The sequence below is a fragment of the Xenorhabdus sp. IM139775 genome, from assembly GCF_028598745.1.
Taxonomy (GTDB): domain Bacteria; phylum Pseudomonadota; class Gammaproteobacteria; order Enterobacterales; family Enterobacteriaceae; genus Xenorhabdus.
Map to the genome: position 1 here is coordinate 1 of NZ_JAQRFK010000033.1, position 15,842 is coordinate 15,842.

Annotated in this window: 15 protein-coding genes and 1 pseudogene; 8 read left to right on the top strand and 8 right to left on the bottom strand. The window is 45.1% G+C overall.

The window, feature by feature from the left end; translation table 11 throughout:
• The first annotated feature begins 57 nt into the window (after positions 1 to 57).
• The 4 genes from PSI17_RS08950 to glnG all read left to right on the top strand — a co-directional run bounded on the left by PSI17_RS08950 (position 58) and on the right by glnG (position 5,111).
• Positions 58 to 561 (top strand): DUF7823 domain-containing protein, encoded by a 504-nt coding sequence (locus PSI17_RS08950; protein WP_273551660.1) that lies wholly within the window; start codon positions 58 to 60, stop codon positions 559 to 561.
• Positions 562 to 922: 361 nt separating this feature from the next.
• Complete coding sequence (gene glnA / locus PSI17_RS08955) at positions 923 to 2,332, top strand: glutamate--ammonia ligase (RefSeq protein ID WP_273551661.1); 1,410 nt, start codon at positions 923 to 925, stop codon at positions 2,330 to 2,332.
• Positions 2,333 to 2,579: 247 nt separating this feature from the next.
• Positions 2,580 to 3,623, top strand: a complete 1,044-nt coding sequence (gene glnL / locus PSI17_RS08960; RefSeq protein WP_443256019.1) for a nitrogen regulation protein NR(II) — start codon at positions 2,580 to 2,582, stop codon at positions 3,621 to 3,623.
• Between the two features lie 39 nt (positions 3,624 to 3,662).
• Entirely contained in the window at positions 3,663 to 5,111 is a 1,449-nt protein-coding gene (gene glnG / locus PSI17_RS08965) for a nitrogen regulation protein NR(I) (protein ID WP_273551663.1), read from the top strand.
• A 115-nt stretch (positions 5,112 to 5,226) separates the two neighbouring features.
• Here glnG and PSI17_RS08970 read toward each other — a convergent pair whose 3' ends face one another.
• The 5 genes from PSI17_RS08970 to yihI all read right to left on the bottom strand — a co-directional run bounded on the left by PSI17_RS08970 (position 5,227) and on the right by yihI (position 8,209).
• Positions 5,227 to 5,577: a type II toxin-antitoxin system PemK/MazF family toxin gene (locus PSI17_RS08970; RefSeq protein ID WP_273551664.1), complete on the bottom strand. Its 351-nt coding sequence runs from the start codon at positions 5,575 to 5,577 to the stop codon at positions 5,227 to 5,229.
• Entirely contained in the window at positions 5,577 to 5,822 is a 246-nt protein-coding gene (locus PSI17_RS08975) for an AbrB/MazE/SpoVT family DNA-binding domain-containing protein (protein WP_273551665.1), read from the bottom strand. Before PSI17_RS08975 ends, PSI17_RS08970 begins: the two co-directional genes overlap by 1 nt.
• Positions 5,794 to 6,060: a hypothetical protein gene (locus PSI17_RS08980; protein WP_273551666.1), complete on the bottom strand. Its 267-nt coding sequence runs from the start codon at positions 6,058 to 6,060 to the stop codon at positions 5,794 to 5,796. Before PSI17_RS08980 ends, PSI17_RS08975 begins: the two co-directional genes overlap by 29 nt.
• Positions 6,061 to 6,170: 110 nt before the next feature.
• Positions 6,171 to 7,544, bottom strand: a complete 1,374-nt coding sequence (gene hemN, locus PSI17_RS08985; RefSeq protein ID WP_273551667.1) for an oxygen-independent coproporphyrinogen III oxidase — start codon at positions 7,542 to 7,544, stop codon at positions 6,171 to 6,173.
• Positions 7,545 to 7,681: 137 nt separating this feature from the next.
• Complete coding sequence (gene yihI, locus PSI17_RS08990; RefSeq protein WP_273551668.1) at positions 7,682 to 8,209, bottom strand: Der GTPase-activating protein YihI; 528 nt, start codon at positions 8,207 to 8,209, stop codon at positions 7,682 to 7,684.
• A 148-nt stretch (positions 8,210 to 8,357) separates the two neighbouring features.
• Here yihI and PSI17_RS08995 point away from each other — a divergent pair, with 148 nt between their 5' ends.
• The 3 genes and pseudogenes from PSI17_RS08995 (at position 8,358) to PSI17_RS09005 (ending at position 11,476) form a co-directional block, all read left to right on the top strand.
• The gene (locus PSI17_RS08995; RefSeq protein WP_273551669.1) at positions 8,358 to 9,827 is read left to right on the top strand and encodes a glycosyltransferase family 39 protein; all 1,470 of its coding nucleotides are present in this window, start codon (positions 8,358 to 8,360) and stop codon (positions 9,825 to 9,827) included.
• A 367-nt stretch (positions 9,828 to 10,194) separates the two neighbouring features.
• Positions 10,195 to 10,674 (top strand): annotated as a pseudogene (locus PSI17_RS09000) (Hcp family type VI secretion system effector).
• Between the two features lie 304 nt (positions 10,675 to 10,978).
• Complete coding sequence (locus PSI17_RS09005; protein WP_273551684.1) at positions 10,979 to 11,476, top strand: DUF4225 domain-containing protein; 498 nt, start codon at positions 10,979 to 10,981, stop codon at positions 11,474 to 11,476.
• Between the two features lie 3 nt (positions 11,477 to 11,479).
• On the opposite strand, the gene PSI17_RS09010 is transcribed toward PSI17_RS09005, so the two are convergent.
• Both PSI17_RS09010 and PSI17_RS09015 read right to left on the bottom strand, forming a co-directional pair.
• Positions 11,480 to 11,803, bottom strand: coding sequence for a hypothetical protein (locus PSI17_RS09010; RefSeq protein WP_273551670.1), 324 nt, complete (start codon positions 11,801 to 11,803; stop codon positions 11,480 to 11,482).
• A gap of 64 nt (positions 11,804 to 11,867) precedes the next feature.
• On the bottom strand, positions 11,868 to 13,205 hold the full coding sequence (locus PSI17_RS09015) for an NCS2 family permease (RefSeq protein WP_273551671.1): 1,338 nt from the start codon (positions 13,203 to 13,205) through the stop codon (positions 11,868 to 11,870).
• A gap of 318 nt (positions 13,206 to 13,523) precedes the next feature.
• Here PSI17_RS09015 and PSI17_RS09020 point away from each other — a divergent pair, with 318 nt between their 5' ends.
• The gene (locus tag PSI17_RS09020) at positions 13,524 to 15,005 is read left to right on the top strand and encodes an MFS transporter (RefSeq protein ID WP_273551672.1); all 1,482 of its coding nucleotides are present in this window, start codon (positions 13,524 to 13,526) and stop codon (positions 15,003 to 15,005) included.
• A gap of 93 nt (positions 15,006 to 15,098) precedes the next feature.
• Here PSI17_RS09020 and PSI17_RS09025 read toward each other — a convergent pair whose 3' ends face one another.
• Positions 15,099 to 15,842: an amino acid ABC transporter permease gene (locus PSI17_RS09025; RefSeq protein ID WP_273551673.1), complete on the bottom strand. Its 744-nt coding sequence runs from the start codon at positions 15,840 to 15,842 to the stop codon at positions 15,099 to 15,101.

Sequence of the window (15,842 nt, forward strand, 5' to 3'; positions counted from 1 at the left end):
GGCGAGAGCACGAACGTTTTTTGACCTTAATTTGTATGCAACGCAATTAATTATAGGGTGAATATCACTCAATTCGGTTTTGTTAAAGTATCAATCAGTATTTTATTTGCACGGATCGTTCAAAAAACAGGCTTTCATGCTCTCGCCCTGACTGTAGGCGATGCTTGGGGATATGAATCAGGAAATAATGCTAGAGTGGCTTATGGAAATTACAGATCAATTAAGGATAATACACTCATTGATTCAACCAAGGCATTTTATTGGGAAGAACATGATAAAGATGATTCTTTCTCTACTCTTTTTTATTGGTATCTTTCTGTTAACACCAATGTAGAAGGGAATTATCAGAAGGTAAAATCGTTATTTGAAACTAAAAATCTGCATATAACCGTGGATGGCATCACCTATAATCTTGGAACCCCGACAACCATCGGTACAATATTTCAGGAATCATATGAATACGCGGCTTCATACCATAATGATGAAGCAAAGAAATTAGGTGACATATTGATGCAAGAAGGTAAGAAAAAAACTTTTTGTATTAACGGGGTTGATAAATAAGCCATTCAAATCTCCCCCTTAAATTCAAGGCCACATATCCACAGGTGCAATCAACATTGCCACTATTTTTGAAGACACGACAAAAAATAGGAAAGCTAAATTGCACCTTTTGGAATCACCCCCGCTCATATGCACCATAATGGTGCATATTTGTTGTTGTCACTCCCAAATTAGGTGCAAACCCGTTTAAAATCGTGCCTTCCCCTGATTCACTTTCTGTCTCCGGCAGCTCCGCACATTGATATTAAAAGATTTTAAAAAACTGGCACGCTTTTCGCATTTACCCAAACAATCGCGATTTCATCAAAATTGACCCTACAGAGATCGATAATCGCCCTTAATTTTTCCAGGAGAGTCCAGTATGTCCGTTGAACATGTTTTGTCCATGATTGAAGAACATCAGGTGAAGTTTATTGACTTACGTTTTACTGACACCAAAGGTAAAGAACAACACATCACCATCCCTGCCCACCAAGTTAATGAAGACTTCTTTGAAGATGGCAAAATGTTTGACGGTTCGTCTATCGGTGGCTGGAAAGGTATCAATGAATCCGACATGGTGCTGATGCCCGATCCAAGCACCGCGATGATCGACCCCTTCTTTCATGATGCCACCCTGATCCTGCGTTGCGATATCCTTGAACCCGGCACCATGCAGGGTTATAGCCGCGACCCTCGCTCCATTGCAAAACGCGCGGAAGATTTCCTGCGTGCCAGCGATCTTGCTGATACCGTTTTATTTGGGCCAGAACCCGAATTCTTCCTGTTCGATGATATCCGTTTCGGCAATTCCATCTCTGGCTCTTATTATCATATCGATGATACAGAAGCCGCATGGAACAGCGGTACACGCTATGAAGGCGGTAACAAAGGCCATCGTCCCGGTATTAAAGGCGGCTATTTCCCAGTTCCTCCGGTGGATTCTTCGCAAGACCTGCGTTCAGCCATGTGCCTGACAATGGAAAAAATGGGGTTGGTTGTTGAAGCCCATCACCATGAGGTCGCCACTGCCGGACAAAACGAAGTGGCGACCCGCTTTAATACCATGACCAAAAAAGCGGATGAAACCCAGATTTATAAGTATGTGGTGCATAATGTTGCCCATAAATTTGGCAAGACCGCGACGTTTATGCCAAAACCGCTGGTGGGTGATAACGGTTCAGGTATGCACTGTCATATGTCACTGTCCAAAAATGGCACAAACCTGTTTGCGGGTGACAAATACGGTGGTCTGTCCGAAATGGCCCTTTACTATATCGGCGGTATTATCAAACATGCCCGCGCATTGAATGCCTTTACTAACCCAACGACCAATTCGTATAAACGTCTGGTGCCCGGCTTTGAAGCACCCGTAATGCTGGCTTATTCTGCCCGTAACCGCTCCGCTTCTATCCGTATTCCGGTTGTTGCCAGCACCAAGGCTCGCCGTATTGAAGTGCGTTTCCCCGATCCCGCAGCGAACCCTTATCTGTCCTTCTCTGCCCTGTTGATGGCAGGTCTTGATGGCATCATCAACAAAATTCATCCCGGTGATGCAATGGATAAAAACTTGTATGACCTACCCGCAGAAGAAGCGCGAGAGATCCCGACGGTGGCCTCTTCTTTGGAAGACGCCTTGGCTGCACTGGATGCAGACCGCGAATTCCTGACTCGCGGCGGTGTTTTCACGGATGATACGATTGATGCTTATATCAATTTATTAAACGGGGAAGTTGAACGTGTCCGTATGACGCCACACCCCCTGGAATTTGAACTGTATTACAGTGTGTAACCTTATTGGGTAATGTTTCATCACGTGCTGGATGGCATTACTGTGATTTTTTTGTTGCCGTGAAACTTTTGGCCCATCTTGAGATGGGCTCTTTTCCCTTACACATTGCATTACCCATGAGGGTGCGTGTTTCAATCATTCAGTTAGGTAACACCAAACAGAAATGACCGGAATTGAACGGAAGGATTGATTGATCTATGTTTAAATAAGCTACAATGCACCAAAAAAGTGCAGGAACGGAATGATAATGGTTAATTTGCCTAAAGCAGAACAGATTCTCGACTCACAAATAAACAACGTCTTGGTGCTGGATCATGACTTGATTATTCGCTACGCCAATCATTCTGCTATGCAACTTCTGGCACAAAGTTCACGTAAATTATCCGGTACGCCCCTGCCTATCCTGTTTAGCTATATTTCGCTGGATACAGAATTGATGCGTTCCAGTTTGAGCAACGGTCATGGCTTTACCGATAACGAAGTCATACTGGTGATCAATAATCGCTCTCATGTGATGTCGCTCAGTGCCCAACCAATTTCCGAACAGTTTATTCTGCTGGAACTGGCATCTATGGACAGTCAACGCCGGTTAAGCCAAGAGCAGGTACAACAAGCACAGCAGGCGGCTGCGCGGGAATTGGTTCGGGGGCTGGCACATGAAATCAAGAATCCCCTTGGTGGGCTGCGGGGAGCCGCACAGTTGCTGGCCAAGGCACTGCCCGATCCCGCCTTAAGGGAATATACCCAAGTGATTATTGAACAGGCAGACAGGCTGCGCAATCTGGTTGATCGCTTGCTGGGGCCACAGCATCCGGGGTCGCAAACCCGTCAGAGCATTCACCATGTGGTCGAGCGGGTCTATCAATTAGTCTCACTGGAAATGCCGGCTAATGTCACGCTGATTAAAGATTATGATCCCAGTTTGCCAGAACTGGCCCATTATCCTGACCAAATTGAGCAAGTGTTACTGAATATCACGCGTAATGCGCTACAAGCGCTGGGTCAGAAAGGAGGAACGATCACCCTGAGGACGCGAACCGCGTTTCAGATTACCTTACAGGGTGAACGCTACCGATTGGCAGCCCGGATTGATATTAAAGATGACGGGCCGGGGATCCCTCCCCCTATCCAGGACACGCTTTTTTATCCCATGATCAGTGGGTATGAAGGTGGGACTGGACTCGGCTTATCCATCGCACGTAATCTTATCGACCAACATGCTGGCAAAATTGAATTTACCAGTTGGCCCGGGCATACGGAGTTTTCCATTTACCTGCCTATCAAGAAATAACCGATCAGGGAACAACTGAGCAAGAAGGAGAGGATGACAATGCAACGAGGAAAAGTCTGGATCGTTGATGATGACAGTTCTATCCGCTGGGTACTTGAACGGGCGCTGAGTGGCGCAGGGATAGAGTGTATCAGTTTTGCAAATGCCGATGCCGTATTAACCGCGCTGTCACAGGATCATGCCGCACAGGATAATCCAGAAGTTATTCTGTCAGATATCCGCATGCCCGGACTGGATGGACTGGCCCTACTCAACCAGATAAAACAGAATCACCCACAGCTTCCGGTCATCATTATGACGGCGCATTCTGATCTGGATGCCGCGGTCAGTGCCTATCAACACGGTGCCTTTGATTATCTGCCAAAGCCTTTCGATATTGATGAAACGGTTGCACTGGTTGAGCGGGCGCGGAATCACTATCGGGAACAACATCAGTCAGTTGCCAATCCGCAGTCACCGGTATCCGTTTCAGATATGATCGGAGAGGCCCCCTCCATGCAGGAGGTGTACCGGATTATCGGTCGTCTTTCCCGCTCTTCTATCAGTGTGTTAATCAATGGTGAATCCGGCACGGGAAAAGAGCTGGTTGCCCATGCGCTTCATCGTCATAGTCCACGCGCTTCGGCTCCCTTTATTGCGCTGAATATGGCGGCAATCCCGAAAGATTTGATTGAGTCCGAACTGTTTGGGCATGAAAAAGGGGCGTTTACGGGCGCGAATCAAGTGCGCCACGGGCGTTTTGAGCAAGCCAATGCCGGCTCGCTGTTTTTGGATGAAATCGGTGATATGCCACTGGATATCCAGACTCGCTTGCTGCGGGTGCTGGCCGAAGGGCAATTCTATCGCGTCGGAGGTTATGCCCCCGTGAAGGTTGATGTCCGTATCATCGCCGCCACTCACCAGAACCTTGAGCAACGCGTTGCAGAAGGGAAATTCAGGGAAGATCTCTACCATCGCCTGAATGTGATCCGTGTTCAGTTACCGCCTTTGCGGGACAGGGTGGAAGACATTCCTCGTCTGGCACACCATTTCCTGCAACAGACCGCTAAAGAGCTGGGTGTTGAGGCCAAGGTGCTGCATCCTGATACTGAGCTTGCCCTGATGCGGCTGCCGTGGTCAGGCAATGTCCGCCAACTGGAAAACGTCTGTCGCTGGCTGACGGTGATGGCGGCAAGCAAAGAAGTACTGGTACAGGATCTGCCTGCTGATTTGATTGGCAATCAATCCACAGGGCAAACAGGAAATTCCCCTCTTTCACGCTCCGCGCTGTCGCCTGAAAATAATTGGTCACAACTGCTCGCAGAGTGGGCGCAACAGGCGTTAAAAGAGGGAAAAACCGATCTCCTTTCTGATGCGCTGCCATTATTGGAACGCACACTGCTTAATTGCGCGCTGGAATATACCCGTGGGCATAAACAGGAAGCCGCCCGTTTGCTCGGTTGGGGAAGGAATACGATAACGCGGAAATTGAAGGAGTTGGGGTTGTAGTCAATGTCATATATGGACACCGACTCAATTCAAGTGGTTGGGTAATTTAGGTGGGAATAATTTCAAGGGCAGCTCAAAGCGAAATTATAAAAAAGCTGCCAGTGATCCCAAGTGTTTATTCAAAAAATGTATTAGCCCCTATTAATGGAATGATTCTTGCCAAGACTTCATCCATCACATCATGTTCAGCCTGAATAACAAATTTTGATTTCCTTTCTTTCCATGACAAAGTTTGGATTAAACTTGAAGCAACCACACTGGGTTTATCTAAGTTATCAACCGGAACTTCTGTTGATCCACCTCTAATACTCGTACTGATAGGGCAACATATAACAAGCCCTGTTTTCTTGTTGTATTCATGGCTCGAGAGAACAAGAGCAGGGCGATATTTGCCTATTTCTTTACCCTTTGTCGGTTCAAAATCAAGCATAATGATATCGTTTCTACTTGGAACGTAAGAGTTCATTATTCACCTAACTCTGTACTGGAAACACTTGCGATCTCATCGGCATGAGCCGTATGCTCATTTAAACCGGAAAGCAAATAACTTTCTGAATAAATAGGTTTTCTTCTACGAGGAGACAAAATAATTTTCCCGTCGTCAACAGTCAGTTCCATAGTTTGACCAACTTTTACACCTACTTTGTTCAAAATATTCGCTGGGATTATAATGCCCTGACTATTACCCCATTTTTTGATTGCTACGCTCATAGCAGCCTCCAAATGACTTATTGGTTATACATAGTATAACCAAATTTACCCGCTTAGCAAAAAGACTTTGTTTACTACCTATTACTGAGAAAATATTCTCAGAGATCAACGAACTAAAATAAATTTCATTTTTAGCAAACTCTTCTTCTGTGGGTACGGATAATTTCCCAAGCAAAACCCCGATCGGCCTTAATGTTTTTTTAGGTTTGGCTAACACACCAACCAGCCTCTGTGCCATAAGGTTATTAAATCCCCCATACTTAGTTAGTCGAGAATTACTGCATTAATTTTAACCAATTATTTGGTGGGTGTTAACCTATATGAATTGCTGAATGGAAAATTAAGCCCTTATATCACCCGCGAAAACTGCCGCTGGCGCATCTGATTACGCAAATAGCGATCAAAACACATACAGATATTACGGATCAGCAGGTGCCCTTTTGGGGAGACTTGAATCTGCGACTCGCTTATTTCAACCAACCCATCTTCTGCCAAGGGTGCCAACAGTTGCAGGTCTTCAGCAAAGTAATCCGCGAAATTCAGCCCATAACACTGTTCAATATTGGCAAAGTTCAGCCGGAAGTTACAAATCAAATCCTTGATCACATCACGGCGGATGCAATCATCCTGAGTCAGTACCAGTCCACGCCACAAAGCATGGCCTTGTGCTTCCACCGCAGCATAATAGGCTTTGAGATCTTTCTGGTTCTGGGAATAACTATCCCCCAACATACTGATAGCCGAAACGCCCATACCCAACAGATCACATTCCCCCTGCGTGGTATATCCCTGAAAATTACGGTGCAAGATGCCCTTTCGCTGGGCAACTGCCAACTCATCATCCGGGCGGGCAAAGTGATCCATACCAATAAACTGATAACCATTGCCTGTCAGGGTCGAAATCGTTTCCTGCAAAATATCCAGCTTTTGTGTCGCACTGGGTAAATCCTGTTCCTTAATCTTACGCTGTGCCGCGAATAGATCGGGTAAGTGAGCATAGTTGAAGACACTCAAGCGATCCGGTGACAATGCCAACACGCGTTGTAATGTAAAGGCAAAACTCTCAGGTGTCTGTTTCGGCAGGCCATAAATCAAATCAATGCTGGTGGAGCTAAACCCGACTTCACGGGCGCGATTGACCAGTTCGAAAATAAACGCTTCATCCTGCTCCCGATTGACCAAGCGCTGTACGTCTTTATTGAAATCCTGCACCCCCATACTCAGGCGGTTAAAGCCTTCATGACGCAGGTGATCAACGACATCGAGTTCAATTTCACGCGGATCAATTTCAATGGAAAGTTCAGCATCGGGCAGAAAATGGAAATGGCTTCGCAGCATCGACATCAATCGGCTGATCTGCGTTTTGTCCAGATAAGTCGGCGTGCCCCCGCCCCAGTGCATCTGGCTGACTTTCCGCCGGGAAAATAATTTGGCACGAGCCGCAATTTCTTTTTCCAACACATCCAGATACTCATCGGCTTTGTGCTTTTGGCGCGTGACCAGCTTATTGCAACCACAAAAATAACACAGTTTATGGCAGAACGGGATGTGGATATAAAGGGAAAGCGGGCGTTCAGGATAGCGGGCAGCGGCCTGCGCAAAAGCAGCAGCAGCATACTGTTGGTTAAACTCCAATGCTGTCGGATATGAAGTATAACGAGGCCCTGAATAGTTGTATTTTTGGATCAAAGGCAGATCCCAAACAATGGCTTGCTCTGACATGCTTATTCCTTCCGCTGTTTTCGCCCATCAAAACGCAACCACCACAGTTTACCCAATAACCCTGATAAATAACATACTAATAGTGTGGTTATCGGAATGAACCCGCCTTTTACCATTTCAATTCATTGATGAAGGAATTACTTGCCCTTCAACAACTGCATGATATCTTCCTGTCGTTCTTCTTCACCGCCTTCTTCTTCCAGATTGATGCCTAATTTTTCCATCAGGATATCAATGCGATCGAGCATATTATCAACATAATCGTTGTCTTCCTGAGACAGTTGTTCGCCCTGCTCAAGACGTGCCAACAAGTCATCTAACCGCTCATCATTTTCCAGCATTTCCAGCTCTTCCTGCGGTGACAGGTGCGGTTTCTGTTGCTCCACAACCGGTTTGACCGCGGGTTTCACTGCCGTTGCGTTCTCACCCACGATCAGAGGAACCGGAACCTTACTGCCAATACGTGGATCTTTTTCCTGTTTGACTGACTGACGCTTTTTATTGCTGCCATCACCACTCTGGCGGCTGCCTGTGGTATTACCATGACCACGGCGTTTTTTCTGGCGTTTACGCTCGCGCCCTTCTGCATCCAGCTCTGCGCGACTTTTTCTTTTTTGCTTACCAGCGGAAGGCTTCACTGGTGATTTTTTCTTTAACGGACTCATAGCTTGTGACCCAACTCATTTTTATCAAGATATTTTCGGCGGAATCTAACAGAAACGACCTTTAACATCCAATGACATTCACTTATCCTTGAAAGTTCAGCTACTATTCTAAGTAATTTTAACTTAAATAATATGATCATCAGCTACCATGCGCTTTTTTGATACCTCGTCTTATCGCATGCCCTTGTATCTTTGGGTCACTGGTTATGCCGTTTTGTGGATAATAGCGAGCTACTCTCTCGATCCCACCGTTCCTTATGATGCCGTAGAAGCCCTGAACTGGGGGATGAATGGGGAATGGGGCTCGCCCAAAAACCCGTGGTTAGTGGGAACCATTATGCTCCCCGCTATATCTATCAGCCATATCTCTCTCAGTTTTTATTGGTATTTCACTCACTTTGTTGCCATTGCCATCGGTATGCTTGGGGTTTGGCAACTGGCTTTCCGGCTGACGGGCAAAGTTGTACTGGCATGGCTTGCCATGCTGACCCTGAATCTATCCGGTATCATCAATTTTGATATTATTCCTTATAACGATAATTACCTTTTGGTCATGCTCTGGCCGTGGTCATTGCTGTTTTTCCTGCGTGCCATTGACGATCACCCCAAATGGTGGCTGGCATTCGCCCTCACGACGGGGCTGGCCACAATGGGAAAATATTCTTCGCTTGCTCTGGTCGGCTCCGTCTTTTTGCTCTCCCTGTTTGCGCCCAAAGTACGCCGCAACTATCGGCAGCCGCTGTTTTATCTCGCCATTGTTATCTGGTTCGCGCTGGTGTTACCGAACGTTTGGTGGCTGGTGCATAACGACTTCGCTGCATTTAAGTGGGTGGATTCCCAAATCCAGCAAGGATTTAATCTACGTACCACGCGCGCGGTACTTTCCGTGTTCTACCCGTTACTGATTGTCAGTGCCATTATTTATCTGCTGGGTGGCCGGATTGGCTGGCCCAAGCAGCCATCCAATGCGCTGGCGAATATCGTGCTCCTGCTGCCTTTGCTGATTATTTACGGCTGGTTTTCCTTCAATCAGGGCGGGCGCATAACCGAGTGGATACAACCTTTTATGGTCGTTTCACCGGCCTTGTTGGTGGGATCGATAACGGTATTTCCCAACAAATCCTTACGCAGCACATTATTGGGATTAACCGTATTTGCTGTATTGGTGTTGATCGGTTACACCGGGGTGATGATGGCAAATGTCCGAGATGCCGGGCAAAAATTCGTGGGTATCAAAACCTTCACCAGCCAACTTGATCAGCGTTGGAACGAGCTGTATCCAACACCATTACGTTATGTTGGTGGTGAATATCTGCACCAATGGCTGACATTTTATAGCCACTATCGTCCAGAAACGATACAACCTTGGGAATTAGATCATGGTACGCCCCCCAATATCTATAACCGCCATATCAAAGAGCGCAATATCGTGGAATATGGCGCCTTGCTGGTAGGAGAGCGGGGAAAAAGCTGTGAGGAGGAGAATTTCCGGCATACGCTGGCAGAATGGCCATCCTTAGTCCTCAGCCATAAAGAAGAGTTCGCTTTCCAGGCCCAGCCCAGTGCGGAGTGGGACACTGTTTGCATTGGTTTTGTGGCACCTGAACGATTTCAATAATCGATTAACCCTCTCCAATAACAAAGCCTGACATAACTGTCCTGTCAGGCTTTTTCATCACTATTTCAATCGTGAGTTTACGTGCATCTGTTTTCATTCATGTAATATACCAGATGAAAAATATCACAGGATTAATAATTAATAGTAATATTCATTATAAAAAACCGCCATATATAAAATAAAACCAATATTAGTTATTCGTAAAAATTTCATCATTAAAAGATCACCTAACGTAATATAAATCTCTAAAAACTCACACATTAACATACAATTAAACTTTTCTTTATATGTAACAAATATCATTGACAAATCAGTGTATTACCTTGTGTTTTTATTGCGAACAAAAACAAATCAAGGAAAAAATAAAATGGCTAATATTATTTATTTAACAACCAAAGAAAAAAAACAAGGTTTAATATCTGCTGGTTGCTCGTCAGAAGATTCAATTGGTAACCTTTGTCAGAGTAATCACGAAAACCAAATATATATCTACGAATTAAATCATTCATTATCTAGAGAACAAAATGTAAATCATTTTCCAATCACAATAAAAAAACCAATAGATAAATCAACTCCATTATTAGGAGTGGCAATATAAAACAATGAGGAATTAGAATGTATATTTGATGTGTACAGAACAGACAATAATGGCGGATTAGCACTTTTTTTTAGTATAAAAGCAACAAATGTTACCATAAGCAATATTGATATTATTTGCCCTCATTCTCTAACTCATAATGATGCCCAACCGCAGGAAAGTGTTTCTTTAAAGTATAAAAGTATAACGTGGCAACATCATATAGCAGGAACTAGCGGGTATAGTATTTGGGATGACAGGGTTTATTAATCATGGACATATATGCAAATAGAGATAATGATTATTTTGCAACTATGGGGGCACTTACTGCCAGAAGTGTCACCGAGGCAGCTTTGAGTGCCTCATTATTTTTAGATAACTTTGTTATAAAACAAAAATTCAAATCGGAAATAAAAAAATTTACCGACTATAATTTAAATATAATATTAAGCAGTCATCTACACAATCATCTAAATCGAAAGAAACACAAGATCTAAAAACAGAAAAACTATATTTATACCAACAATAAAACATCATACGAAATAATATACTTCAGAAATACGCCGTTATAGAAATTAAGAAAGAGCTTGATTTTTTTACTTATATTTTAAAAGGTATTGGGTTGGTTGCTGGAGGAATCCAACTAATTACAGGTGCTGCGATGGTAACAACTACAAGTCAAACCGTGGCCGGTTATGTTGCAGGTTCAGCGCTCATAGTTCATGGAATGGGTAATATAGAAGAAAATTTAACATCATTATTAAATAATGATGTTGATTATAAAGGATATCTAAGAATAGGATATGAACATGCTTTTGCATTTATAGGATCAGACAAAAAAACTGCAAACTTAGTCTACGGTGGTGTAGATATTGTTCTATCTGGCTATGGTGTATTTAGAAATGTGTTAAAACCTGAAGCATGGCGATTGTTTAATTATATAAAAGATGATTATATCGCCAGCTATAAACTAATGGGTGGTTGTGCTCTTACATTTGAAATATTAGCTGATGGGGTAACATTAAAATCAACATTCGATTCTTATAATGATCCTCAAAACAGCAAAAAATAACACTTATTCGCGTTTATATCTTCTCATAAATATAAACGCTCTATAAGACAACCTAAATGATAGCATAAATAAAGTAGGTGGAATTGTAATAATAACAGCTATAATAAAACCGATAACATTAACCTCTCCCGCCATTAAAAACAAAAAAGAAAACCCCAAAAAAATCAAAGTGGTAATAACTATTATTTTATAAAAACGTTTTTCCAAATCAATTATACTATCCATGAACATAGTGCCGTCTCTTTTATTTATAGATCTCAGAAAACTAATGTCATTAGAGGTAAAACCACTTTTTATCATTAATTCTTCTATATTTTCTTTGGTCATTTTTCACTCCCTAAGCCTGACAGCATCACGATGCCAGGCTTTTTTATCACTATTTCAATCGTGCTTAGTGAGCATCCACAAATACCATTTTCAACACAAACAATAGCGTCACGACAAGAACACACGGGCTAACTTCACGCCATTTGCCGGTGCCCAATTTCATGGCACAGTAGGCGATAAAGCCCAGTGCGATGCCTTCGGTAATGGAGAAACTAAACGGCATCATCACTGCGGTGATAAAAGCAGGGACGGATTCGGTCAGATCGTGCCATTTCACCCGTGTCAGGCTGGATGTCATCAAGACCCCCACATAAACCAAAGCCCCCGCGGTGGCATAGGCAGGCACCATGCTTGCCAGTGGTGAGATAAACATCACCAGCAGGAACAGAATACCCACGACAATCGCTGTCAAACCCGTGCGGCCACCAACAGAAACGCCCGAAGAACTTTCAATATAGGCGGTAACAGAAGACGTCCCAATATAGGAACCCGCCACCGAACTGATACTATCCACGTACAAGGCTTGTTTCATGCGTGGGAATTTACCACTACTGTCAGCAATCCCCGCTTTATCCGTCACACCAATTAATGTGCCGGAAGAATCAAACAAGTTCACCAGCATAAATGAGAAAATAACGCCAGCCAGCGCGATATCCAGTGCACCTTTAATATCGACGTTACCCACCACGCTCATCACACTGGGCGGCAGATCAAAAATACCGTGATATTCCACATAACCCATCATCCAACCGATGCCGGTTGTCACGATGATCGACACCAACACCGCCGCGTGGAAACTGCGTGCCGCCAGAATAGCAATGATAAAAAAGCCCAATGCCCCCAAGAAGACATTATGGGCAGCAAAGTTACCCATTGAGACAATCGTGTCAGGATTAGGCACGATAATGCCTGCATTTTTCAGCCCCATCATCGCAATAAACAGGCCGATACCACTGGTAATACCCACACGCAGGCTCAATGGGATATTGGCGATCATCCAGTAGCGGATACGAAAGAGAGTCAATATAAACAGTCCCACCGCCCCCCAGAAAATGGCCCCCATCGCAACCTGCCATGAAATGCCCATCGCGCCGACCACAACAAAGGCAAAAAACGCATTCAGCCCCATCGCAGGTGCAACGGCAATAGGCAGATTCGCCATCAATCCCATCATCATGCTGCCAACTGCGGCGATTAAACAGGTGGTGACAAAGACCGCTTTCACATCCATGCCTGCAACCGCCAGAATTTGCGGGTTAACAAAGACGATATACACCATCGTGAGAAAGGTTGTCAGGCCGGCAATCATTTCGGTACGAACCGTCGTACCATGTTCCTGTAATTTAAACACGCGCTGAAGCAAGCCCTGACGTTTAGCAGGGCCAGAAGTGATTGTGCTCATGTAATATTGTTTCCCCAAAAAGCGAAGTTTTCGGCCTATCCTACAGGAAACCTATATAAATCGTTACCCTGAAACGGCAAAAAAAGAAAACGTTTGCGGAACGTGTAATCAATGAGTTAAATAACATTATGATTCCTGAGGGGATCCATTGCCCGACGATATTTTATTCGATTTATCTGATTCTGATGCTGTATTTATAGAAGAAAGCGGGGATGGCATGGCAGCAAGAATGTCATTTAATACGTATGTACATATAATAACCACCAACAATTTAATCAGGATTCGATAAGGTCGCGAACCACATTGGTAAATTTTCTTATGAAATCAAATATCCGTTGGCTTGTGCTCGCTATTATTTCCAGTGCACTTTTCTTGGTTGTCGTTGATATGACTGTTCTCTACACCGCTTTGCCACGGCTGACACATGATTTGCGTGCTTCGGCCTCTGAGAAGCTGTGGATCATGAATGCCTACACATTGACCATCGCAGGCTTGCTTCCTGCCATGGGAGCCTTAAGTGACCGTTTTGGCGCAAAGAAACTGTTTACTCACGGGCTGGCTATTTTCGGCGCTGCATCGCTGATGGCTGCATTTTCCCCCACGCCTGCCATTCTGATTGCTGCCCGTGTGGTTCTTGCTTTTGGCGCGGCGATGATGATGCCAGCAACACTCTCGATAGTCCGACAAGCATTTGACGATCCCAACGAAAGAGCGCTTGCCATCGGCATCTGGTCTGCCATCGCTGCGGGTGGCGCTGCGCTTGGCCCTGTTATCGGCGGGTTCCTGCTCGAATATTACTGGTGGGGATCGGTTTTCCTTATCAACGTCCCGGTTGTCCTTATTGCGTTTGGCGCTGCACTGGTCGTTATTTCTAAAAGCCCGAACAATCCAAGCCATTCTTTTGACCTGATTGCTTCTGGGCAAATTATGATTGGGTTGCTCGGTATTACCTATGCAATTAAGGAAATCAGTAAGCAAGCTCCGTCATTGGAAACCGCCGCGATAGCGGGCATTATTGGGATTATTTTCACGGTCATTTTTGTTCGTCGGCAGCAGCATTCACCAGCGCCCATGATCGATTTCAATCTTTTCCGCAATCGTTCCTTCACGACGGGAATTATCGCCGCCTTTGTTTCCACAGCAGCACTTGTTGGTATCGAACTCGCCCTCAGCCAAAACTTCCAACTCGCCATGGGATTTTCTCCCCTGCAAGCAGGACTCGCTATCTTACCTATTCCTATTGCTTCTTTTGTTGCTGGCCCTTTGGCCGGACTTGCCATACCGAAACTGGGTTCTAAACGGATCATATGGCTGTCTCTTGCCCTCGCCGGGCTGGGTATTTTTGGCTATCTGATCGGTTTGCAATCCGGCATGTTGGTGCAAATGGTTTCGTTGGGCATCATAGGATTTGGTATTGGCGCAACAATGACAGCCGCTTCCACTTCCATCATGCTTCATGCGCCGGAAAGCAAGGCCGGCACCGCCGCTTCTATCGAGGAAGTGGCCTATGAACTGGGTAGTTTAATCGGGATAGCGGTTCTCGGCAGTCTCATGGTGGCAGTCTATTCGGCCTCATTCACCCTTCCGGCTGATATGGGCATCCCAGAACTGGCGCGAAACAGTATTGATGAGGCACTTATTGCCGCAGAAGGGTTAAAGGGAGAAGCAGCCCTCTCGCTGATCCATGCGGCAAAACAGGCTTTCAATCACTCATTCCTGTCGGTATTGATCGCTGTAGGGACATTACTCTTGTTGACTTCTGCCATGCTCGCTTGGTTCGTCAAGAAGCAACATAAATAACGATTACTGACCTGCCAAATTGTAAAAAAAATTCCCTACCGCACAGAGTAGGGAATGAATATAACAGCGAAAATATCTGTCAGGTGCCAGATATTAATTTTGAGGAACCACGGTCAACGTTTTTTTACGCCAGAATTTGAAGAGTGCGGTTTTTTCGCGTCTCACCGAGAAACAACGGGCAATAGCATTGGCAATCAACTCCAGTGATAAACACATCACAAAATAAACCAGCGCAACGAATAAAAAGACTTCCATCGGATAAACCATATTGCGGTTATTGACTTGGGTCGCCAAGAATGACAATTCTGCCACACCGACGATATAAGCCAATGAGGTATCCTTGATTAAGGCAATCCATTGATTGATAAATGAAGGCACCATCATGCGCAATGCCTGCGGCAAGACGATATGCCACAGCACTTCCCAACGATTGAAACCCAGTGATAACCCGGCTCGCCATTGCCCCTCACCGATCGCCAAAATCCCCGCTTTGACGCCATGTGCCAAATACGCCGAAGTAATCAATGCCAGTGCACAAACAACGGTCGTCATTTCAGGAATTTCCATCCCTAATACCACTGGCAGCAAGAAATAGGTCCAGAAAATCAGCATAATCACAGGGATGGCGCGGAAGAAACCCAGCACTGCCGCCAATAGGTTGGCCCAAAAGCCACGCAGCATCGCCAGCGCAATTCCCCCTAATATGCCCAATACGATGGAGATCGTCCCCGCCATGATGCTGATTGCCAACGTCAATGCCGCCCCTTCCAGTGGCCCATCGGGAAAGGTGCCTAATAGCAAATAACGCCAGTTTTCTGTAACAACCGTAAAATCCAT